The sequence below is a fragment of the Streptococcus urinalis 2285-97 genome, from assembly GCF_000188055.2.
Taxonomy (GTDB): Bacteria; Bacillota; Bacilli; order Lactobacillales; family Streptococcaceae; genus Streptococcus; species Streptococcus urinalis.
In genome coordinates, this window is the sequence record NZ_AEUZ02000001.1 from 383,069 (window position 1) to 404,200 (window position 21,132).

Annotated in this window: 21 protein-coding genes; 14 read left to right on the forward strand and 7 right to left on the reverse strand. The window is 33.1% G+C overall.

Going from position 1 to position 21,132, the window contains the following annotated elements:
- Positions 1–6 precede the first annotated feature (6 nt).
- The gene (locus STRUR_RS01880) at positions 7–666 is read right to left on the reverse strand and encodes a Crp/Fnr family transcriptional regulator (RefSeq protein ID WP_006739509.1); all 660 of its coding nucleotides are present in this window, start codon (positions 664–666) and stop codon (positions 7–9) included.
- Between the two features lie 195 nt (positions 667–861).
- Between STRUR_RS01880 and STRUR_RS01885 the strand changes: the two genes are divergently transcribed.
- The 3 genes from STRUR_RS01885 to gla all read left to right on the forward strand — a co-directional run bounded on the left by STRUR_RS01885 (position 862) and on the right by gla (position 3,523).
- Entirely contained in the window at positions 862–2,058 is a 1,197-nt protein-coding gene (locus STRUR_RS01885) for an MFS transporter (RefSeq protein WP_006740498.1), read from the forward strand.
- Between the two features lie 5 nt (positions 2,059–2,063).
- Positions 2,064–2,516 (forward strand): universal stress protein, encoded by a 453-nt coding sequence (locus STRUR_RS01890; protein ID WP_006738403.1) that lies wholly within the window; start codon positions 2,064–2,066, stop codon positions 2,514–2,516.
- A 161-nt stretch (positions 2,517–2,677) separates the two neighbouring features.
- Entirely contained in the window at positions 2,678–3,523 is an 846-nt protein-coding gene (gla, locus tag STRUR_RS01895) for an aquaglyceroporin Gla (RefSeq protein WP_006739048.1), read from the forward strand.
- Positions 3,524–3,548: 25 nt separating this feature from the next.
- On the opposite strand, the gene STRUR_RS01900 is transcribed toward gla, so the two are convergent.
- On the reverse strand, positions 3,549–4,448 hold the full coding sequence (locus STRUR_RS01900; protein ID WP_006739115.1) for a sulfite exporter TauE/SafE family protein: 900 nt from the start codon (positions 4,446–4,448) through the stop codon (positions 3,549–3,551).
- A 111-nt stretch (positions 4,449–4,559) separates the two neighbouring features.
- Here STRUR_RS01900 and STRUR_RS01905 point away from each other — a divergent pair, with 111 nt between their 5' ends.
- The 3 genes from STRUR_RS01905 to STRUR_RS01915 all read left to right on the forward strand — a co-directional run bounded on the left by STRUR_RS01905 (position 4,560) and on the right by STRUR_RS01915 (position 6,598).
- Complete coding sequence (locus tag STRUR_RS01905) at positions 4,560–5,309, forward strand: CppA family protein (protein ID WP_006740021.1); 750 nt, start codon at positions 4,560–4,562, stop codon at positions 5,307–5,309.
- Positions 5,306–6,229, forward strand: coding sequence for a serine hydrolase domain-containing protein (locus STRUR_RS01910; protein WP_006740063.1), 924 nt, complete (start codon positions 5,306–5,308; stop codon positions 6,227–6,229). Before STRUR_RS01905 ends, STRUR_RS01910 begins: the two co-directional genes overlap by 4 nt.
- Before the next feature lie 96 nt (positions 6,230–6,325).
- The gene (locus STRUR_RS01915) at positions 6,326–6,598 is read left to right on the forward strand and encodes a hypothetical protein (protein ID WP_006738663.1); all 273 of its coding nucleotides are present in this window, start codon (positions 6,326–6,328) and stop codon (positions 6,596–6,598) included.
- 113 nt (positions 6,599–6,711) lie between these two features.
- On the opposite strand, the gene pflB is transcribed toward STRUR_RS01915, so the two are convergent.
- Positions 6,712–9,024: a formate C-acetyltransferase gene (gene pflB, locus STRUR_RS01920; RefSeq protein ID WP_006739117.1), complete on the reverse strand. Its 2,313-nt coding sequence runs from the start codon at positions 9,022–9,024 to the stop codon at positions 6,712–6,714.
- A gap of 206 nt (positions 9,025–9,230) precedes the next feature.
- On the opposite strand from pflB, the gene dinB reads away from it, so the two are divergent.
- Entirely contained in the window at positions 9,231–10,325 is a 1,095-nt protein-coding gene (dinB, locus tag STRUR_RS01925; protein WP_006739867.1) for a DNA polymerase IV, read from the forward strand.
- Positions 10,326–10,353: 28 nt separating this feature from the next.
- Here the strand turns inward: dinB and STRUR_RS01930 are convergent, their stop codons facing one another.
- Positions 10,354–10,872: a hypothetical protein gene (locus STRUR_RS01930; RefSeq protein WP_006739853.1), complete on the reverse strand. Its 519-nt coding sequence runs from the start codon at positions 10,870–10,872 to the stop codon at positions 10,354–10,356.
- A gap of 285 nt (positions 10,873–11,157) precedes the next feature.
- On the opposite strand from STRUR_RS01930, the gene STRUR_RS01935 reads away from it, so the two are divergent.
- From STRUR_RS01935 to STRUR_RS01955, 5 genes are all read left to right on the forward strand, one after another.
- Complete coding sequence (locus STRUR_RS01935) at positions 11,158–12,456, forward strand: ABC transporter substrate-binding protein (RefSeq protein WP_006740307.1); 1,299 nt, start codon at positions 11,158–11,160, stop codon at positions 12,454–12,456.
- 77 nt (positions 12,457–12,533) lie between these two features.
- A complete protein-coding gene (locus STRUR_RS01940; RefSeq protein ID WP_006739050.1) occupies positions 12,534–13,415 on the forward strand; it encodes a carbohydrate ABC transporter permease in 882 nt (293 codons plus the stop codon).
- The gene (locus STRUR_RS01945) at positions 13,405–14,223 is read left to right on the forward strand and encodes a carbohydrate ABC transporter permease (RefSeq protein ID WP_006739361.1); all 819 of its coding nucleotides are present in this window, start codon (positions 13,405–13,407) and stop codon (positions 14,221–14,223) included. The genes STRUR_RS01940 and STRUR_RS01945 overlap by 11 nt, the downstream gene beginning before the upstream one ends.
- An 8-nt stretch (positions 14,224–14,231) precedes the next feature.
- Complete coding sequence (locus tag STRUR_RS01950; RefSeq protein ID WP_006739504.1) at positions 14,232–15,311, forward strand: ABC transporter ATP-binding protein; 1,080 nt, start codon at positions 14,232–14,234, stop codon at positions 15,309–15,311.
- 2 nt (positions 15,312–15,313) lie between these two features.
- On the forward strand, positions 15,314–16,135 hold the full coding sequence (locus STRUR_RS01955) for a metallophosphoesterase family protein (RefSeq protein WP_006738795.1): 822 nt from the start codon (positions 15,314–15,316) through the stop codon (positions 16,133–16,135).
- A 29-nt stretch (positions 16,136–16,164) separates the two neighbouring features.
- Here STRUR_RS01955 and recD2 read toward each other — a convergent pair whose 3' ends face one another.
- From recD2 to rnhC, 3 genes are all read right to left on the reverse strand, one after another.
- On the reverse strand, positions 16,165–18,546 hold the full coding sequence (gene recD2 / locus STRUR_RS01960) for an SF1B family DNA helicase RecD2 (RefSeq protein ID WP_006739910.1): 2,382 nt from the start codon (positions 18,544–18,546) through the stop codon (positions 16,165–16,167).
- A 90-nt stretch (positions 18,547–18,636) separates the two neighbouring features.
- Positions 18,637–19,230, reverse strand: a complete 594-nt coding sequence (gene lepB, locus STRUR_RS01965) for a signal peptidase I (protein WP_006740280.1) — start codon at positions 19,228–19,230, stop codon at positions 18,637–18,639.
- Positions 19,231–19,238: 8 nt separating this feature from the next.
- Entirely contained in the window at positions 19,239–20,141 is a 903-nt protein-coding gene (rnhC, locus tag STRUR_RS01970) for a ribonuclease HIII (protein ID WP_006738729.1), read from the reverse strand.
- A gap of 114 nt (positions 20,142–20,255) precedes the next feature.
- Between rnhC and STRUR_RS01975 the strand changes: the two genes are divergently transcribed.
- Both STRUR_RS01975 and STRUR_RS01980 read left to right on the forward strand, forming a co-directional pair.
- On the forward strand, positions 20,256–20,561 hold the full coding sequence (locus STRUR_RS01975) for a hypothetical protein (RefSeq protein WP_006738532.1): 306 nt from the start codon (positions 20,256–20,258) through the stop codon (positions 20,559–20,561).
- Between the two features lie 2 nt (positions 20,562–20,563).
- Complete coding sequence (locus STRUR_RS01980; protein WP_006738576.1) at positions 20,564–21,109, forward strand: CvpA family protein; 546 nt, start codon at positions 20,564–20,566, stop codon at positions 21,107–21,109.
- Positions 21,110–21,132: the final 23 nt, after the last annotated feature.

The following is a 21,132-nucleotide window of genomic DNA, read 5'->3' on the forward strand; positions in this document are numbered from 1 at the left end:
ACTCCTTTAGAATACGATATTATCTTGTAATTTCTCAAGATTTGTCACAATAATATGTTGTTTTTCAATACGGATAATGTGCTCATCTTTAAGTTGCTTTAAAATTCGACTGACGCTACTAGCAGTTGAAATACCACAAAATTTCCCTAATTCTTCATTTGTAATGATAAAATCAATATAGATATCACCGTTATGCCTCTTGTTCCCAAACAAAGTAACAAGCTCATAGATTTGTGTTGAAACAGCACCAATACGGCCATTGGTAAGCATACACTGCATTTTTTTCATGGACTTTTGAAGTCGGTTATGATAAAAATCTTTAACATAACCTTGTAATTCAAGGTCCTCTTGAATATCTTTCAAAAATTGACTACGGCTAACTTTGTAAAAGTAAGCTTTCTCTGACTCAATCCTAACATTATAGGGTTCCCCCATGTTTTTGGAAAAGCCATCGTTTAGAACAGAGGTAATAGCTAATCCAGTGACATATCTCAAATTAAACTCCATGCCATATTTAGATAAGACACTTTGTTTGACTATGCCATCTTTTAATATATAAGTGTAATCCTCATCTAAACTTTCAAAAGTTAAATATTTGTGATAACTCTTTTCAATGATGGGAAGATTACGACTTTCAATATAATCTTCTAAAATGTGATTTTTCACAACTTCCTCCACTTGATGCTGTCCAAAGGGGCAAAATAATCAATAATACTTTTTATCATAACATCTTGTGTGATAAAAATGTATTAACATTTGCTAATGTTATCTGTCATTATTATTTATATTATACCATTGATATATCTTAGATTCTAACAATAATGTAAAATAACTATGAAAACAAAGGAGGTTTTAGTTTCAATGGAAAATAAACTTTTGAATAGACATTTTGTTAGTATCACCATCTTAAATTTCATCGTTTATATGGTTTATTATCTATTCACAGTTATTATTGCATTTATAGCTACAAAGCAACTTGGTGCTTCAACAAGTCAAGCTGGCTTAGCTACTGGTATTTACATTCTTGGAACATTAATTGCTAGATTGATTTTTGGGAAACAACTTGAGGTTTTTGGTCGTAAATTGGTATTACGTGGTGGGGCCATTTTTTACTTGTTGACAACATTGGCCTATTTTATCATGCCAAATATTGGGATGATGTATTTAGTTCGTTTCTTAAATGGATTTGGTTATGGTGTTGTATCGACAGCTACAAATACAATTGTAACTGCCTACATTCCAGCATCAAAACGTGGTGAAGGAATTAATTTTTATGGCCTTTCAACAAGTTTAGCAGCTGCCATAGGGCCATTTATCGGAACATTTATGTTAGATAATCTTCGTATTGATTTTCATATGATTATTGTTCTTTGTAGTCTTCTAATTGCTATTGTTGTGATAGGTGCTTTTGTTTTTCCAGTGAAAAATATGGAATTAAATGAAGAACAACTGGCAAAAACAAAATCATGGACGATAGATAGTTTTATTGAAAAGAAAGCTCTTTTCATTACTTTTATTGCCTTTTTAATGGGAATTTCTTATGCTTCAGTACTTGGTTTTCAAAAACTTTATACCAATGTTATTCATTTAACAGAAGTTGGTGCCTATTTCTTTGTTGTTTATGCCCTTATCATTACAGTCACAAGACCTGCTATGGGAAGATTGATGGATGCTAAAGGTGATAAATGGGTACTTTACCCTAGCTATCTCTTTTTGACATTAGGACTTGCCTTATTAGGTGGTGCAATGGGTGGCGTAAGTTATCTATTTTCAGGTGCCCTTATTGGTTTTGGCTATGGGACATTTATGTCTTGTGGTCAAGCAGCATCTATAAAAGGTGTTGAAGAACATCGTTTTAATACAGCAATGTCGACATACATGATTGGACTTGACTTGGGATTAGGTGCAGGTCCCTACATCTTAGGTTTGATAAAAGATAACTTTTTAGGTACAAATCTTCAATCCTATAGAGAACTTTTCTGGTTAGCAGCGCTAATTCCACTTCTTTGTGCTTTGATGTATTTTGTCAAAACAAGAAATAACATGAGTAAGAGGTAAGTAAAATGAGTGAAACATACCAAAGAATTATGGTAGCTGTAGATGGCTCGTATGAATCAGAATTAGCAGTCGAAAAAGCCATTAATGTGGCTTTGAGAAATAGGGCGACATTATTGTTGGTTCATGTTATTGATACTAATGCTTATCGAGGGGAATTTCTAATGAGTGATTATGATTTTAATGAGCAAATCAAACATTCTGATGAGGTTTTATCACATTACGCTAGTATCGCGCGTGAGAAAGGTTTATCAGATATAAAATGTATCACTGAAATTGGAAATCCAAATACTTTGTTAGCTAAAGATATTCCTCAGAAAGAAAAGGCAGATCTAATCATGGTTGGAGCAACAGGAATGAATACTTTTGAAAGACTCTTGGTAGGTTCAACTTCTGAGTATCTTCTTAGACATTCTCAATTAGATGTTCTTGTTGTACGCGATGGGAAAAAGACTTTCTAACTCTAAAATCGTTAATAAATATAACAAAGAGTGTATCTTAAGATATACTCTTATTTTTTTTGAAAACAAAAAATCATTTGTGATATACTTTACAATATGTTAGAAGCTTGATAGAATGGTAACTGTTATATTTATTAATTTATTGGAGGAAGAGAAAAACAATGGAATTCTCATGGATGGTGAAATATATCACTGAGTTTATTGCAACTGCCTTACTTATTATTTTAGGGAATGGTTCTGTTGCAAATGTTGATTTAAAAGGAACAAAAGGAAATAATTCAGGTTGGGTTATTATTGCTTTGGGTTATGGTTTTGGAGTTATGATGCCTGCGTTAATGTTTGGTAATGTATCTGGAAATCATATTAATCCTGCCTTTACATTAGGATTAGCAGTTGCAGGTTTGTTCCCTTGGGCACATGTGTTACAATATATCATCGCGCAAATGTTAGGTGCTATGTTTGGACAATTGATAGTCGTTATGGTTTACAAACCATATTATTTAAAAACTGAAAATCCAAATCATGTCCTTGGGTCATTTTCAACAATTTCAGCTGTTGATGATGGAACAGCAAGCTCACATAAAGCATCATATATTAATGGTTTCTTAAATGAGTTTGTAGGTTCATTTGTATTGTTCTTTGGTGCAATGGCTCTTACAAAGAACTATTTTGGTGTTGAATTAGTTGGTAAACTAGTTCATGCAGGTTATGACCAAACATCTGCTGCAACTCAAATCTCACCTTATGTCACAGGTTCATTGGCAGTCGCACACTTAGGACTTGGTTTCTTAGTAATGACATTAGTTGCATCACTTGGTGGTCCGACTGGTCCTGGTTTGAATCCTGCTCGTGACTTGGGCCCACGTATTGTCCATTTCTTCTTACCAAAATCAATTTTAGGTCAAGCAAAAGAAGATTCAAAATGGTGGTATGCATGGGTACCAGTTGTTGCCCCAATTTTAGCAGGTATGTTAGCAGTAAGTCTCTTTAAAGCACTTTATCTCTAATCAAAAAACACATTAAAAACGCATCTTAATGATGCGTTTTTAATGTGTTTTTTGAAAGTAATGATGATCTGATTAACATAATTCCAGTGAAAATAACAATAGCAACCACCAATAGTTTTAAACTATTAATATCTAAGTTTGTCAAAAATAAGACAGCTAATAAAACACCAATGATACCACCTATAACAATTCCGGCAAAACCATCCCAGTTAACACGATTACCTTTTATGAATTGAGTGCTTGAAGCAGTCAAAATCATTGCCGCATCTAACATCATAACTGGCATAGCAACCGCTGGACTCAATCCCATAAGTGAGAAGAAAATTAATTCGGGAGCGTAATTGCCCAGTCCCATAGTCATCAAAAGACCTACAATAAAGTTAAAAATAAGTCCAAATAATAACCAAAAGCCATGTAAACCATGAATTGAGTTGGTTACTTGAGCACCTGGATTGGCAAAATGTCTATAAATCATGATTAAGGATGCTATTATCAAAAGACTTCCTAAAATCATTTGAACCGTAGGAGTATGCCAATTTTTTGTTATTTTTGTCCCAAAGAAAGCTCCGATAAAAGAAGCAGTAGCCATGCCAATTAGTGTTGGAAGTTCAACTCTCACTACTAATATAAAGCATAGTGATTGAATTAAAACTGGAATGACATGGGCAGCACTCATTGTACCAGGGATTTTACTATCATCATCTACTAATTTTGTTAGTTTAAAACAAGTTGTAGTTGTTGCAAATGACCCAATTCCCATAGTATCGAGAGCATCTGTAATCAAACCAATAAAAAAGCCAGTCCAAAACCGCCTGAAAGGGTTAATATGATTTTTTTTCAAAAATAATACCAGTTCGGTAAAGATGAAAATTATAGAAAATACTAATAATAACTGTATAAAAATAAGGATAATGTTGTCATTCATAGACTCCAGTTTAGCGAAAAAGAAAGACTCTGTCAATCTTCTTTTTGAGCACATAATTGCTTGAAAAAAAGCCCTAATTTGTCTATAATAACAGAGGATTAGGAGGAATTTATGACATTGTTTGATAAGGTTGTTTTCAAAACACCAGTTGTTAGAGTGAACAATCGTGATTTGAATATTGCATTTTATGAATCAACACTAGGTTTTAAGCTGATAAGTGAAGAAAATGCAATTGCCATATTTAGTTCATGGGAAAATCCCGAAAATACATTTATTATTGAAGAATCTCCAGAATATCGTACAAGAGCCGTTGACGGTACAAAAAAATTGGCTAAAATTGTAGTAAAAACAAGTAAAAAAGATATAGAACAACTTTTAGCAAGAGATAATGATTTTGAAAAAATTTTTCAAGGTCAAAATGGCTATGCCTTTGAAGCTGTCTCACCAGAAGGAGACCATTTTATCCTCCATTGCGAAGATAACCTAAATGAGTTGAAAGAAATTAATAAACCAGAAATAAAAAAAGAGGAACATTATAAGGGTATTTCTCATTTTACTTTTGAATCCATTACTTTAAATGTTTTAAATAAAGAAGAGTCTCAATCATTTTATCAAGATTTATTTGATGGACAATTTCCAATTCATTTAGATTTTCAAGAGGCTGAAGGAGATGATTTACAAATTGAGCCAAATGAGACATGGGATATTGAAATTTTAGAAAATCAAGTTCCAAGTGATTTTGATCTTCTAGCATTGAAAAAAGCTATTGAATCAAAAGGGTATTCAGCTTATCTTGATGCTAAAGAAACGGTTCTTGTTTTATCAGATTTAAGTAACATTGAAATTTGGTTTCAAAAATGAAAATAGACTCATTTTTAAGTTTAATTAATCAACAAATAGAAGAAAAGTTATATCACGGGGCTTCCATAGCCCTTTTTGAAAATAATAAATGGCAAGAATATTACATTGGAACGATTGATGGAAAGTCTCTTGTCAAAGAAAATTTAATTTATGATATGGCAAGTGTCTCAAAAGTTCTAGGAGTTGGAACAATAATGGCCTATTTGTATGACGCTAAAAAGATTTCACTGGATGATTTTTTACATGATTATTATTCTGAATTTAAAGGTGAGACAGTTACATTAAGACAATTATTGACACACTCAAGTGGACTTGATCCTTTTATCCCAAATAGAGATTCACTCGACCAAAAGCAATTAATAGATGCTCTTAATTATTTAAAAATGCGAGATTCAAAGGATTTTCAATATACTGATGTCAATTTTCTTCTCTTAGGTTTTATGCTTGAAAGCTATTACCACAAAGATTTAGCACAAGTGTTTAAAGACTATATTTTTGACCCTCTTAAGATGACACACACACAATTTGGTCCAGTAAAAGAGGCTGTCCCAACTAAAAAAGGTGATCATTCTGGATTTGTACATGATCCAAAAGCAAGAGTATTAAAAGAACATTCAGGATCTGCTGGTATTTTTTCAACACTAAAAGACTTAGAGTATTTTTGTCAGCATTATTTAGAAGCTCCATTTGCTGAAAAACTTTGGCAAAATATGAGTTTTGCAAATAAAACAAGATCTATCGGTTGGAATCTTGAAGGAGATTGGATTGATCACACCGGCTACACGGGGCCATTTGTGATGATTAATCGTAAAAAGCAAAAAGCTGTGATATTCTTAACCAATAGAACATATGAATACGATGACAGACCTCTTTGGATTGCAAAACGAAAAATTCTCCAAGAAGCTATTAAGGAATTATGATAAAAGCTAGACTATCATTTCTGGCTTTTTTTTATTGACAAAATATCATTTTAGTATTAATACAATAAGTTTTCAATTAAAGGAGGAATACAGAAAATGTCTGTATCAAAATATGTTAAGATTAGTGTCGCTTTTTTATTATCTGCTTTATTCTTGTGGGGTGGTTTTTCATTTGGTGCTAAAGTTCGTGCTGAGGAGAAATCACATGCTATTTCAGTTGAAAGCATTAAATCTTATCCTAAAATAAATGCACAAACGATTTTTACCAATACAAAAGAAAATGGCGGTTTTGTCAAACTTCAGGTCTTTCCAACTGGAAGTCCAGTTATTCTTGAGTACTCTCCAGGTGTGACACAATCCGTGGAGTAAAAAGTTGTTGTTAGAAACATTTAACAAAAGATATACCCTTTTTAGATATTATTTAAGTATTTAAGACAAAACAAAAAACACTGAATTGATTATTCAGTGTTTTTGTAGCTTAATTAGGCATTTATTGCATCATCCATGGAAAGTACTTCGTGGAAGACACGTTGTGTTAATTCTGTTTTTTGTTCTGGAGTAAGGTATTTAGTGTTAACGCAGTAACCTGAAATACGTACGATAACGTCTTCACCTGCCATGATTTTTTCATAGACATCATTTAAGTCCATAACGTTCAAGTTTACGTGTTGTCCACCATTTTCAAAGTAACCATCTAAAATAGTAACTAAGTTATCAACTTGTTCTTCACGCGTTTTACCAAGAGCACGTGGGGAAACTTGTGTTGTTAATGAAATACCATCTGCTGCGTATCCGAAGTCTAGGCTTGCAAGTGAGTTAAGATTTTGTAACCAGCCACCTTTAGCTTTGTTTGAAGGGTTAGCACCTGGTGAGAAGAACTCAAGTTTAGAAAGGTTAACTGTACCATCTTCATTGAGATAAACCCCTTTATGGACTGGAGAATTACCAGTTTGTTTTGAGTAGGCAACGTTAGACGTAATCGTAAGAAGTGAGACAGTAGCTTCAGCATCTTTATATAGTTTATGACTACGTAGACGTGTTGTATAGGCTTCAATCAACCATTCTGCTAATTCATTAGAACGAGGATCATCTTCACCCCAACGTGGGTATTCACCAGTTGTTTCGTAATCATAGATGTAACCATCCTCATCACGAATTGGTTTAACCGTTGCATATTTAATTGCAGATAATGTGTCAACTGTATTCGCAAAACCACAGATACCAAATCCCATGTTGGCACGTTGACGAGTTGGTAAGAATGCCATTTGAACAGCTTCATAGTTATATTTATCTGTCATGTAATGAATGATATTTAAAGCATCCACATAAGTGTCAGTCAACCAATCAAGTGATTTTTCAAAGTTAGCTTTTACAGTGTCAAAGTCAAGAATATCATCACGGACAGGATCAATATCAAACACTTTATAGTCTTTATGAACATCATCATAACCACCGTTAAGACCAGTAAGAAGCGCTTTTAGCACATTTACACGGGCACCAAAGTATTGGATATTATGACGTTGTTCTTCATTTTCTGGGTCAAGTGGAGAAACACAACAAGAAATACATGACATTTCACCGTAGCCATCTTTAGCCATTGTTGTCACACCTTCATATTGAATTGAAGAATGTTTGTGACTCATATGCATGCAATAATGACGGAAAGAATATGGTAATTTATCAGTCCAAAGTACAGTTAAGTTTGGTTCTGGAGAATTACCAATATTATCTAATGTGTGTAAGAAACGGTAGTCCATTTTTGTAACACGGTGACGACCATCATTACCCATACCAGCCATAGAAGTAGTGATAAAGGTTGGGTCACCTGAGTATAATGCATCATAAGCTTTTGTACGAGCAAATTTTACTGTACGTAGTTTAAGCACAAAGTCATCAACAAATTCTTGAATTTCTGATTCTGTGAAAGTTCCACGGGCAAGGTCACGTTCTGCAAAAATATCTAAGACGATTGGCACACGTCCAAGAGAAGTAGCAGCACCATTGATAACACGACATACTGACATGAATGCAATATTTACCCATTGGATTGCTTCTTTAACATTTGTAGCAGGTTTACGCACATCTAATCCATATAAGTCACCAAGTTTAACAACTTCACCAAGTGCTTGATATTGAAGATTAACTTCTTCACGTAAACGGATAGATTCTTCATCGATTTCAGTAATAGAATTCCAGTCGTTTACTTTTTCTTGCATTAAATAATCAGCACCGTATAGAGCAAGACGAGCATAAACACCGATAATACGTCCACGTGAGTATGCGTCTGGAAGCCCCGTAACAGTGTGTGCATGACGGGCACGACGGATATTAGAGGTATATGCACGGAAAATACCGTCATTTACTGTTGTTGCATATTTTGTAAAGATTTCATGAATTGCTGGATCAGGTTCATATCCATTTTCTTTAAGTGTTGTTTCTGCCATACGGATACCACCCTTTGGCATGAAGTTTAATTTAAAGAGTTCATCATTTTGAATACCAAAAATCAATTCTTGGTCTTTGTCAATGAAACCTGCTGGGATACCGGCAATAGAAGTTGGTTGATTGTCCATTGGGAAACGAGTTTCTTCATAATGTGCTTTCGTTTCTTCAATGACTTTTTTGATGTGAAGTGAACGTTCTGTTGGGCCAGCTAAGAAACTTTCATCTCCGTCATAAGGTTTATAGTTATCTTGAACGAAGCGAGAAATACTTGCTTTTTCTCTCCAACTTGTTCCTTTGAAGCCTTCCCAAGCTTTTTCAAAAACATCTGTATTTGTTTTTACAGTAGCCATAATAGTCTCCTTTAAATCTAGTAACAACGCGGTTCTGTTACATTTACAAGTTTAGTGTAACACAAAGTAACCGTTTTCCCAAGCATATTTCTTGACAAAAGAAATTTTCTTTTATAATACAGTTGTAAATAATTTCACATAACTGTTACAGTTTGCGTTTGATTGGCTAAAAGGTATAATAAAAGAAGTAAAAGTAGGAGGTTTTCATGTTAATTTTTCCATTAATTAATGATACTAGTCGAAAAATTATTCACATAGACATGGATGCCTTTTTTGCTTCCGTTGAAGAAAGAGACAATCCCAAATTAATTGGAAAACCAGTTGTTATTGGAAGAGATCCAAGAGAAACAGGGGGAAGAGGGGTCGTTTCAACATGTAATTATGTGGCAAGACAATTTGGCATCCATTCAGCAATGAGCTCAAAAGAGGCATTTGATAAGTGCCCGCAAGCTATTTTTATTTCAGGAAATTATGCTAAATATAAAGCTGTCGGACTTGAGGTAAGAGCTATTTTTAAACGCTATACTGATTTAGTTGAACCGATGTCAATCGATGAAGCATATTTGGATGTCACAGAAAATAAACTTGATATTCAATCAGCTATAAAAATAGCTAAATTAATTCAGCATGACATCTGGAATGAACTTCATCTGACTTGTTCGGCTGGTGTTTCTTACAATAAATTTTTAGCAAAATTAGCCAGTGACTTTGAAAAACCTCATGGGTTAACATTAGTTTTACCTGATGATGCCCAAGAATTTTTGAAAGCTTTGCCAATTGAAAAATTTCACGGTGTCGGCAAAAAATCAGTTGAAAAATTACATGAGATGGGCGTATTTACAGGTGAAGATTTGCTTAATATTTCTGAAATGACTTTGATTGATCAATTTGGATGCTTTGGCTATGACCTTTTTCGTAAGGCAAGAGGCATTCATTATTCTCCTGTAAAGCCAAACCGTATTCGTAAATCCATAGGGAGTGAGAGGACCTATGCAAAATTACTTTATCAGGATGAGGATGTCAAAACTGAAATTAGCCACAATGTTGAAAGGGTCGTAAAGACACTTGAAAAAAATGGTAAAATTGGGAAAGTATTAGTATTAAAAGTAAGATATGCTGACTTTACAACTCTAACAAAACGGATTACTTTAGCTAATGCTAGTGATCAGTTTGAACCATTAGATTTAGCTGCAAAGCAACTCTTTGATAGTTTGCCTGAAAAAGCTTCAGGTATTAGACTATTAGGTGTGACCATGACATCACTTGAATCAAAGGAAGCAAATCTAAATTTGGAAATTTAAAAAAGACTAGTAAAACTAGTCTTTTTTTTTAATCCATTTGGTATTCTTCAGAATGATCTCTGTTGTTAAGCTTACTGGATTGTAAGTAACTATAAATGTAGAGTGCCAGCATGATAAGAGCTGGTATTGCGTCACTAATAATAGTAAAGGAAGTTATTTGGATTTCTTTTGAAACGTAATTTAAAAAAGTCAATAACACACTAGCAATGACAGAAACAATACCTAAAATATAAGGTAATGTTGAGATGCGTTGATTGTTTTTTAGATATCCCCTGTTTTTAAAACAATAGACAATAATAACAATACTTAATACAAGAAGTACTGCCGTTGTAAACCAATCAAGTGGTGTTATTTGAGATGCTTTTTTTATGGCATCCAATTGTTCTGAACTGTATTGTTTCTGAAGAGTTGGGTCATTTAATTGTTTAGATGCCATAAAGGTCATCATGGTCCCAATAATCGTAAAGATAATGGAACAGCATTTTAAAATTAAAATGGTTAAATTGGCTGATTGTAATCCTTTTTTCACTTTTTCATATGAAATCATAGTAATCTCCTTTTGCAATTTGGTGCTGTTAGCTTAGTTTATTGATATCCATTATAACATGTCTTTATCATAAAATCTAATTAAATTAGTTATTTTTTAAAAAAAGATAAGATAATATTATTTTCAAAATTCTATGTAGAATCAAAAATTTTTACACAATCTTTACAATATGTTGTTAAAAAATTTACATAGAGTTTGTATATTAGATTTGTAAACAATACTTTTTTAGATTGTATACACTTTAACGATAATGAAAACTTCCAAAGAAGAAAGAGGGATTTATAAATGAAAAAGAAAAAATTTTTCTTTATTGCGAGTTTGTTAGCAACAGGTGTTTTGCTAGGTGGATGTCAATCAAATAGTGACAAGCAAGAATCGTCTTCTAAAAGTGGAGAGAAGGTTACCATTGAATATTGGCATGTTAATGCTGAGACACAAGGAGGAAAAACCGTCACAGAACTTGTCAATGATTACAATAAATCACAAAATAAAGTAAAAGTTGTTGAAAAGTATAATCCAGATATGTACAAAGGCTTAATGCAGAACTTACAAGCTTCTGTCTCATCTGGACAGACACCAGATGTTGTTCAAGTCGGTTGGGCGTTTAAAGATTACTTTTCTGAAAACTTTAAGTATACAGATCCAGAAAAGTTAGTTAAAGAAGTCGATCCTAAAAATGCTGATTACTTTAAAGATCATTTTTTATCCAATATTATGAATCTAGCTAAGAATGACAAAGGTTATATTGGAATTCCTTATTCAATAAGTAACCCTGTTTTATATCTAAACAAAGATATGCTTAAGGAAGCAGGATTAGATGAAAATGGTCCTAAAACATGGGAAGAATTAGAAGAATACTCAAAAGTTATTAAAGAAAAAACAGGGAATTATGGTGTCTACATCCAAGAGCCAGCAGATTCATGGGCTCAACAAGGTATTTTAGAAAGTAATGGTACTAAAATTCTCTCAAAAGGGAAAGCAAGTTTTGCAAGTACAGAAGGTGAAGAAGCTTATCAAATGTATCAGGATATGGTAGTAAAAGATAAGACGGCTTTACATACAACGTGGGAGCAAGGCGTACAAAGCTTTATAGATGGCAATGTTGCTATGCTTTATACAACAATTGCGCAACGTAGTAATGTACAAGACAATGCTAAATTTAGCGTGACAGCTGTTAAATCACCTTCTTGGAAGGGCAAAAAAGTTAAACTTCCAGCTGGAGGAGCTATGCTTGCTGTAACATCAACTACCAAAGAAAAACAAAAAGCAACTTGGGATTTCCTTAAGTACTTATACAGTGTTGAATCTATGGCAAAATGGACTGAAGGAACAGGATATGTCCCACCTCGTAAAGATGTTGCTGATTCAGAAAAAGGGTTAAAAAGCTTTTTGAAAGAAAATAAGATGATGGCACCAGCGATTGATCAGATGGATTCAATGGTTAATTGGACATCTTTCCCAGGTGAGTCAGGTCTAGAAGCAGAACAAAAAATGCTTGAGATGCGTGATCAAATTCTTGGTGGTTCAGACGTTACAAAAACACTAAAGAAAACGCAAGATGATATTAATAGTTTAATAAAATAAAAATGTTTATGAGCTTAATTTGATTCAAGTATAGGGAGACTGGCTAATTGACCAGTCTCTCTTGATAAGGAGTTGCTATGTTTAAACAGAAACACTATTTAGGTTATCTATTTTTATCACCAGCATTACTATTTTTGGTAATTTTTATTTTTTATCCCTTAGGAAATACATTTTATTTAAGTTTTTTTAAATGGAATATGGTTTCACCAAATAAAGAATTTGTTGGTTTGGCAAATTATGTCGAAGTGTTAACGGATCCAGTATTTCATAAAATTGCAATAAATACATGTTTTTATTTGATTATTTTTGTCATTTTTTCTTGTCTCGTTCCTTATATCGTTTCATTTGTAATAGATGTTATTATAAGTCGCTACAAACGTTTTTATACTGGTATTTTTTTCATTCCAGCAGTTATTTCTCTTGTCGTTGTTTCAATGGTATTTACTTGGATTTTAAATCCAATTTCTGGTCCTATAGCCATTATTTTGAAAGCAGTCGGCATCAAAATGCCAATTTGGAGCAATCTAAACGGCTGGGTCATTGCGATTATAGCCATGATGACTTCGTGGAAAGTATTTGGTTATAACTTCATCGTTCTTTATTCAGCTATTATGGGAATTGATCGAGAAATTATTGATTCTGCGAAATTAGATAAGATTCCTTCCTGGAGGTTGTTTTCACAAGTTGTTTTGCCAATGTCTAGTGCTACAGGAATATATATTTTGATCATTACGATTGTTCAGGGTTTGCAATATGTTTTTACACCAATCAAAATCATAACAAAAGGTGGTCCTAATTACGCCAGCTCAAATTTGATTTACCATTCTTATCAAAAAGCCTTTGAACTTTATACCATTGGTGAGTCATCAGCGATTTCCATTATGACATTAGTCTTATTCGCTATTATTCTGTTATTAACTTTTAAATTTATTGAAAGTAAGGTGTACTATGAAAATTAAAAAAGAATTGATTTCCCATTTTTTGATGATCATCTTACTTGTGATTGTTTTATATCCAATATTATTCATCATTGCAAATGCTTTTAAACCATTAAAAGAAGCTTATCATTCTGTCTTATCCCTAATACCAGTTCCATTTACTTTAGAGAATTTTCAACAATTATTTGATAGTTTGCCTTTACTAACGATTACATGGAATACCTTTTTTATTGCTAGTGTTATTACTATTCTTAAGTTAGTCCTTGCCTTTTTTGCAGCTTATTCTTTTGTTTATTTTAAAGTGAAAGGCCAACGATTCCTTTATATTATTATCATTTCCACACTATTTATTCCTTTTACAGTGACCATGATCCCTAATTATTTAATGATTTCAAAAATAGGCTTAATGGATACAAACTGGGGCGTTATTTTACCTCAAATTGCTGATGCTATGGGAATTTTCTTATTAACTCAAACCATGAGAGGAATTCCAACAGCTCTTATTGAAGCAGCTTTGTTGGATAATATTCCTCAAAAACGCATTATGAGTCATATTGTTTTTCCACTGGTTAAACACTCTATAACATCAACCGGTATTTGGTTTTTTATCACTTCATGGAATGAATTTATTTGGCCAGTTCTTATATTAAAAACAGTTGATCATTATACTTTGCCATTAGCAATGCAGATGTATATTAGCTCAGAAGGGGGAACAAACTTTACAATGGCAATGGCTATTAGCCTCATTAGTATGTTTGTACCGTTGATGTTATATATTAGTTTTCAAAAATATATCATCTCAACCTTTATTTCGTCAGGTATTAAGTAGGAATTATTATGGGAAAAGAAATTACATTAAAAAATATTAGTAAAACGTATCGGACAAAACCAGTCTTAGAAAATATTAATTTAACTATTGGTGCTGGAGAGCGTGTTGTTCTTTTAGGGCCATCAGGATCTGGAAAATCAACATTGCTACGAATGATTGCAGGGCTAGAGACTATTACTTCTGGGGAACTTCATATGGGAGGTGAGCTAGCCAATGATCTAGACTGTGGCGAACGTGATGTATCGATGGTTTTTCAAAATTATGCCTTATACCCTCATATGACCGTTTCAGATAATATTACTTTTGGCCTTAAAGCAAATAAGATTGATAAAAATACTATAGAAAATCGATTAACTGAGGCATTGGAAACATTAGGGTTAACAGCATTTAAAAATCGCTACCCTAAAGAATTATCTGGTGGTCAAAGGCAACGTGTTGCATTAGCAAGAGCTTTAGTAAAAAAATCAGAGTATTTTTTACTTGATGAACCATTATCTAATTTGGATGTTCAATTAAGGTTAGATGCTAGAAAGGAGTTGGTTAAATTACATGAGAAATATGGCCAAACTTTTGTATATGTAACTCATGACCAAGTTGAAGCGATGACGCTTGCTGATAGAATTGTTATCTTAAACGATGGAATGATACAAATGGTTGATTATCCAGATGTCGTTTATAACAAGCCAGCAAATGTTTTTACGGCAACTTTTATTGGTTCACCAGGGATGTCGATATTAAATGCAGAGCAAGATGATGGCATCTTAAAAATTGGTGAGCAGTCGATGTCATTGTCAGATGACTGGAAAAATCATTTATCAGAAATAAATGATTTTTATATGGGCATTAGGCCAGAGCATATACAAATTAGTAAAAACCCCTCTTTACTAAAAGGAGTAGTGAAATATTGTGAACTTTTAGGTCAACATTTTGCTTACACAGTTGCAGTCGGTCAAGAGAATTTGATTGCTTTTCATGATTGCAATGAATTTACTATTGGTCAGGAAGTGGGATTAACTTTTTCGACTGATAAGATACATTTTTTTGATAAAACAACTGAAAAAAATTTAGGCTATCCTAAGGAGATATAATCATGAGAATTTTACATTTATCAGATACTCATATTAGATGTGATTACAGTACAGATTGGTTTACTAATGGATTATTTTCTGAATATTTCAATCCAACCGCCAATTTACGATATCTTTTAACATCACTCAATACAGATGATTATGATTTTGCGATAATTACTGGTGATTTAACGCATGAGGGTGATATTGAAGATTATGAACTGTTTAAAAGTATTTGGAAAGATCACATGGGTGATTTACCCTATTATTTTTGTAGAGGAAATCATGACCAACGTGACCATTTCTTCGATGGTATGACAATTACGAAAAAAGAGAATGATTATTATTTTAATGTAGCTGATTTTAATGGGTTACGGATTATATTGTTGGATAGTGCACAAGATGAAAGTCATGAAGGAAAGATTTCTGAAACGCAAATGCAAGAACTCAGATCAGTTCTTTTAGAAAAGAGTCCAAAGGGTAGCATTCTACTTTTACATCACCCTCTCATTTGGGAAGATCCACATATTTCAACAAGTGTTCCAGCTGGTTTTGAAGAGATCATTAAAAATAGTGATATTAAAGCAATTTTTGTGGGACATATTCATATGGGATCAATGGCAAGTTATGCTGGGATTCCTCAAATTATGGCAGAATCCATTGCTTTTGGGACTGATGAGTATCCTGATGAATCTGTTTTTCTGAATCGAACGGGTTATAATGAAGTTGTCATCGAAGATGACAAATTATTTGTCTATAGACAATGGCTAAAACCTGAACAAACTATTTTAGGACAGCTTGCAAAACCTTTTGATAACAGTATTTTTCAGAATAAAACAGAATAATAACTAAAAATACTTAGTCATTTCGATGACTAAGTATTTTTAACGTTGAAAAACTGTTCTAAGTCTTCTTTTGTAATCCCAATCATTGGGTCAATAGTATTGATATTATCAGATGTAAGCAGATAATTTTGAGGTAAACCATCTGCTTGAGACTGACTAGAAATAGAATTCTTTGAATGATCAGATTTTTGAGATAGTGTATTAACTTGATTTTCTTGGAATCTTTCAACTAAATAAGTATTGCGACGGATATTTTTGTTTTGAATCGCATAAGAGAAAGCTTGGAATTCTCCGAGCATAATTAATTTACTCTTTGATCTTGTGATGGCAGTATAGATAAGATTGCGTTGAAGGAGTCGACCACTTTGTTTCGTGACTGGTAAAATAACGACTTGGAATTCACTCCCTTGTGATTTATGAATACTCATTGCATAAGCGAGGGTTAATTTGAGCCATTCATTTCGAGGATAGATTACTTCAGTACCATCAAAGTCTATAAAAATTTCATCTTGCTTAGATTCTGTGTATTTTGACGGAATTAAATCAGTAATGGTTCCAATGTCACCATTAAAAACATTCTGTTCAATATCATTAACTAAATGAAGGACTTTATCTCCTTTTCTAAAATGAATGTCATTAAAAGCGAATTGTGTTTGATTTTGGAGTGGATTCAATAAATCCTGCATTAAAGTATTGAGATTATTAATTCCAGCTTGTCCTCGATACATTGGTGCAAGAATTTGAATTTCATGTGCAGGAATACCACTCTTTATGGCTGAAGTTACAATTTTACTTACCATTGTTGGGATATGTTGAGCTTGGGCTTCAAAGTAGGAACGATCAGCTTTTTTTGCTGAAAAATCCTGAGGAATGATTCCTTTCCGAACGTCATTGGCAAGATCCACTATGGTAGAGTCTTTTGATTGTCTAAAAATTTTTTGTAATGATGTACTTGGAATAGTATTAACTTTTAATAAATCAGCAAGAACTTGACCAGGACCAACTGAAGGTAATTGATCACTATCACCTACAATAATAATTTGAGTGTTCGAAGAAATAGCAGAAAAAAGTTGATTGGCTAACCAAGTGTCAACCATTGAAAATTCATCAACGATGATCAAGTCACAGTCTAAAAAATCATCAATAGTCTGGAAGTCATTGTCGCTATTTAAGCCTAAATGACGGTGAATTGTAGCACTTGCTATTCCTGTCAATTCATTCATTCGTCTGGCTGCACGTCCTGTTGGAGCGGCTAAAATGATAGGGATATCTTTTTTTCTTAAATCAATGTCATTCAAGTTAGCATAACTTTGGATAATACCATTGATGATAGTGGTCTTTCCAGTACCAGGACCGCCCGTTAAAATAAAGACTTTGCTTTTTAGGGCCTTTAAAATGGCTTCTTTTTGAATAGTGTCGTATTGAATATTAAGATTTTTTTCTAATTCAGCTAATTCTTCATGGATCTCGTCATCAGTATAGGAAATCTCAAAAGGAGTATCTAGTAATCGGTTAATGTTTTTCTTTATGCCTTCTTCAGCAAAATATAGGGTATTATCAAATACTTTTGTATCAAAGTGATGGACTTTTTCTTCAGTGATTAACTGGGTTAATTCATTGGCAATTAATTGAGGATTGAGTTCAATGTTACGAGATTCTTCAAGTAGGTTTAATGAATATTCTAATAAGTCACGCGCTTCGACATAAGTATCACCACGGTCTATGGATAACTCAAAAAGGCTATGAACAATCGCTGCAAGAAATCGTTGAGGTTCATCAGCTTCAATACCTAATTCTTGAGCTAATAAATCAGCCATTTTAAAACCAACTCCTTGGATATCTTCAACTAACTGGTATGGATTTCCTTCAATGCGAGAAATAGTATCGTCTTTATAAATGTCAAAAATTTGAAGAGCAATACGATTACTCAATCCCCATTCTGCTAGTTTGGCTAAGATTTGCTCAGTACCATAATTCGCTTTTAATTTAGCAATAAAACTTTCGCGATTGGCTTTAGATAGTCCAGAAATGGTTTTTAGTTTCTCAGGTGCCTCCAAAATGCTATCAATGGTATTTTCACCATACAAATTTACAATTTTCTCAGCTGTTTTTTTACCAATTCCTTTAAATTGATCACTGGAGAAGTAGTGTATCAATCCTGATGAACTAGGTTTTTCTTTTTCATAGCGATAGGCTTTCAGCTGTTCACCATATTTAGGATGCTGACTCAACTCCCCCCAAAATGTATAGTGTTCGCCTTCTATGATATCAGCAAAGGTGCCGGTAATCATAATTTCAATATCCTCAAACTCACTATCAGTATCGTCAATTTCTAGGAGTAAAATCTTAAAGAAATTACTAGCATTTTCAAAAATAATGCGGTCAATAGTTCCTGAAAAAAATGTCTCCATATCATGATCCTTTCTTCTTTTGAAAATGGTAAGTATTAAAGAGTATCTTTCTATCGTGTAAAAAAAATTGGAACAGTCGTTCCAATCTTTTTAGTTTAAAATTCCAATCTTTGATAATGGCCAAAAGCGGAATTTTACTTCACCGACAAGGTTCTTGCTCTTAAAAGTTCCAACTTCACGACTATCTTTTGATACGATCCGGTCATCGCCTAGTAAGAGATACTGGCCTTTAGGAACTTTAATGGTAAATTCAGTACTACCTTTACTATCAGTTGTAAAGGCATCAGAAGCTTCTGCTAACTGTTGGAAAAGTTGATTATAAGAGTAAGTACTTTGTAACTTATCTTCTTTGAATTTCTTGATGTAGTCATTGAGATAAGGTTCTGATGTTTTCTTGCCATTAACATACAAGATATCATTTTTATAGGTGATCGTATCACCAGGCATTCCAATAACCCGTTTGACGATTTCTTTTTTGACACCATTTTCACTTTCTTTTGCAACAACAATATCAAAGCGACTAATTTTAGATTTTGAAACGATAATAAGTCGTTCGTTATGTGCTAAAGTAGGGTCCATTGAATGGCCATCAACTTTTACGGGTTGCCATATAAAAAGACGTGATAATACGAGTAATATGATAAATAGAGTGAAAATACCCCATTCTTTAATAAAATGTTTCATAGTTTTCCTTAATGTTTTTGTGATAAAGCAATAGCTTTTTTGGTATTTGCAAAATGTAATTTAGCTGTCTGCTCAAGAGAAGATAAGCCATATGCCTTGATTAGTTGACTGGCAACTTTATCAGATTGATGACCAGCACCACTAGGAAGTTTGTAGCCAGTTTGTTGACTTAAATGCTCCAGATTTTCTAAAAAAAGATTTCTAGCAATGATGGAACTCACGGCAACGGCTAAATATTTTCCTTCAGCTTTTTCTTCAAAAGTGATTTTTTCATTAACTTGATTGAGTTCTTTTTGAACATATTTCTTATAATTTTTGTCACTAGTAAAGGCGTCAATAACAATGGCATCAGGTTTAATGTCTTCTTCTAATAATAGAAAAATGGCTTGATTGTGAAGTGCTACTTTGACAGATACAGCGTTATGTCGGTTATTTGGACCAACAACTTGATTATACTTTTGTGGGGATAATAATAAGGCTTTATGTTTAATCTCTTTTTCTAAAATTGGAGCGATCTGTCTGATTTTATGATCCGTTAATTGTTTTGAATCTGTAACTCCTAATTGCTTTAAAAGAGGAATGTCTTTTTTTTCAACAAAACTAGCAACGACAGCTAATCCACCAAAATAAGAGCCATTACCAACTTCATCAGAACCTATCAGTGCCATTTGATTGCTTAGTTTGCTCTTTTCAGAAACAGTTTCTTCAAGGTAACCAAATTCTTTAGCTAACTGACTTGCTCCATGACCTTGAAAGACAATTTTACCAGATTGATAGAGAAGTACAGTTGTTTGTCCTCTTTTTGCAGCAAAGGAGACATACTGATTATTAGAATGTATTTGATAAGGGGCCAGTTGCTTTATGAGGTCATTTGTTGATCCTTGTCCAAGTGTCATCACAATTGTTTCCATAGAAAATATTTTATCATAAAATTGAAATCATGGGGTAGGATTTTAGAAGATTAGGAAATTTACCATATTTTACGAAATATCTAAATTACGGTATAATGCTAGAGAGGTGACAGGATGAAAAGTAAAAATAGATATAAATTCACCTTTGGTGAGAAACAATTAACATTAACAACTGATAAAGATAACCTTTTTATGGAAGAAGTTGAACGTGTTGCTAAAGAAAAATACACAAAACTAAAAGAAATCTTACCAGAGGCAGATAATGAAACAATAGCTATTTTAATGGCTATAAATACTTTATCTATACAACTTAGTAGAGAAATTGAAGTAGAAAAAATGGAGTCAGAATTACTAGAACTTAGACAAAAAACAATTGTCGATTTAAAAGAAAAAGCTAGTCAAACTGAAACTGAGGAATAAGGATGTTGAGTTTACTCATTTTAATCATTCTCTGTTGGCAATTTTATATTGGTTATAGCCGGGGAATTATTTTACAGAGTTTCTATTTTTTAGGCTCTATAGTGGCTTTGTTTATTGCTAAAGCCCATTATCAAACGTTGGCACAAAAGATAACCTTATGGTTACCCTATTCAAATCCTGCTGAAGATGCCAAATTGTCTTTTTTTAAATCCGTTAGCATCTTTGATTTAAGTGAGGTTTATTATGCAGGAGCAGCATTTGTCATGATATTTATTGCTGTCTATTGTTTAGTGAGATTAATTGGTATTTTAGTGCACTTTGCACCTGTTGATTATTTTGATGCCTACTATTACAAAATCATTAGTGGTCTTCTTGCTGTCATTGTAGCAGTTTTTGTTTTCAGTATGGTAGGAACAGTTCTTGCAACGATCCCTTTTCCAATATTACAGAGTCACCTAGCATCAAGTCATTTGATGGTCTTTCTGATTAACCATCTTCCAATATTTAGTCATTTATGGCAAACACTTTGGGTAGATGCGGTATTATAAAAGGACTTCGAGTCCTTTTTGTT

Bases quoted from the DNA above. Each gene is read 5' to 3' on its own strand.
- STRUR_RS01885 (WP_006740498.1), top strand. From the start codon at position 862: ATGGAAAATAAACTTTTGAATAGACATTTTGTTAGTATCACCATCTTA.
- STRUR_RS01890 (WP_006738403.1), top strand. From the start codon at position 2,064: ATGAGTGAAACATACCAAAGAATTATGGTAGCTGTAGATGGCTCGTAT.
- gla (WP_006739048.1), top strand. From the start codon at position 2,678: ATGGAATTCTCATGGATGGTGAAATATATCACTGAGTTTATTGCAACT.
- STRUR_RS01900 (WP_006739115.1), bottom strand. From the start codon at position 4,448: ATGAATGACAACATTATCCTTATTTTTATACAGTTATTATTAGTATTT.
- STRUR_RS01905 (WP_006740021.1), top strand. From the start codon at position 4,560: ATGACATTGTTTGATAAGGTTGTTTTCAAAACACCAGTTGTTAGAGTG.
- STRUR_RS01910 (WP_006740063.1), top strand. From the start codon at position 5,306: ATGAAAATAGACTCATTTTTAAGTTTAATTAATCAACAAATAGAAGAA.
- STRUR_RS01915 (WP_006738663.1), top strand. From the start codon at position 6,326: ATGTCTGTATCAAAATATGTTAAGATTAGTGTCGCTTTTTTATTATCT.
- pflB (WP_006739117.1), bottom strand. From the start codon at position 9,024: ATGGCTACTGTAAAAACAAATACAGATGTTTTTGAAAAAGCTTGGGAA.
- dinB (WP_006739867.1), top strand. From the start codon at position 9,231: ATGTTAATTTTTCCATTAATTAATGATACTAGTCGAAAAATTATTCAC.
- STRUR_RS01930 (WP_006739853.1), bottom strand. From the start codon at position 10,872: ATGATTTCATATGAAAAAGTGAAAAAAGGATTACAATCAGCCAATTTA.
- STRUR_RS01935 (WP_006740307.1), top strand. From the start codon at position 11,158: ATGAAAAAGAAAAAATTTTTCTTTATTGCGAGTTTGTTAGCAACAGGT.
- STRUR_RS01940 (WP_006739050.1), top strand. From the start codon at position 12,534: ATGTTTAAACAGAAACACTATTTAGGTTATCTATTTTTATCACCAGCA.
- STRUR_RS01945 (WP_006739361.1), top strand. From the start codon at position 13,405: ATGAAAATTAAAAAAGAATTGATTTCCCATTTTTTGATGATCATCTTA.
- STRUR_RS01950 (WP_006739504.1), top strand. From the start codon at position 14,232: ATGGGAAAAGAAATTACATTAAAAAATATTAGTAAAACGTATCGGACA.
- STRUR_RS01955 (WP_006738795.1), top strand. From the start codon at position 15,314: ATGAGAATTTTACATTTATCAGATACTCATATTAGATGTGATTACAGT.
- recD2 (WP_006739910.1), bottom strand. From the start codon at position 18,546: ATGGAGACATTTTTTTCAGGAACTATTGACCGCATTATTTTTGAAAAT.
- lepB (WP_006740280.1), bottom strand. From the start codon at position 19,230: ATGAAACATTTTATTAAAGAATGGGGTATTTTCACTCTATTTATCATA.
- rnhC (WP_006738729.1), bottom strand. From the start codon at position 20,141: ATGGAAACAATTGTGATGACACTTGGACAAGGATCAACAAATGACCTC.
- STRUR_RS01975 (WP_006738532.1), top strand. From the start codon at position 20,256: ATGAAAAGTAAAAATAGATATAAATTCACCTTTGGTGAGAAACAATTA.
- STRUR_RS01980 (WP_006738576.1), top strand. From the start codon at position 20,564: ATGTTGAGTTTACTCATTTTAATCATTCTCTGTTGGCAATTTTATATT.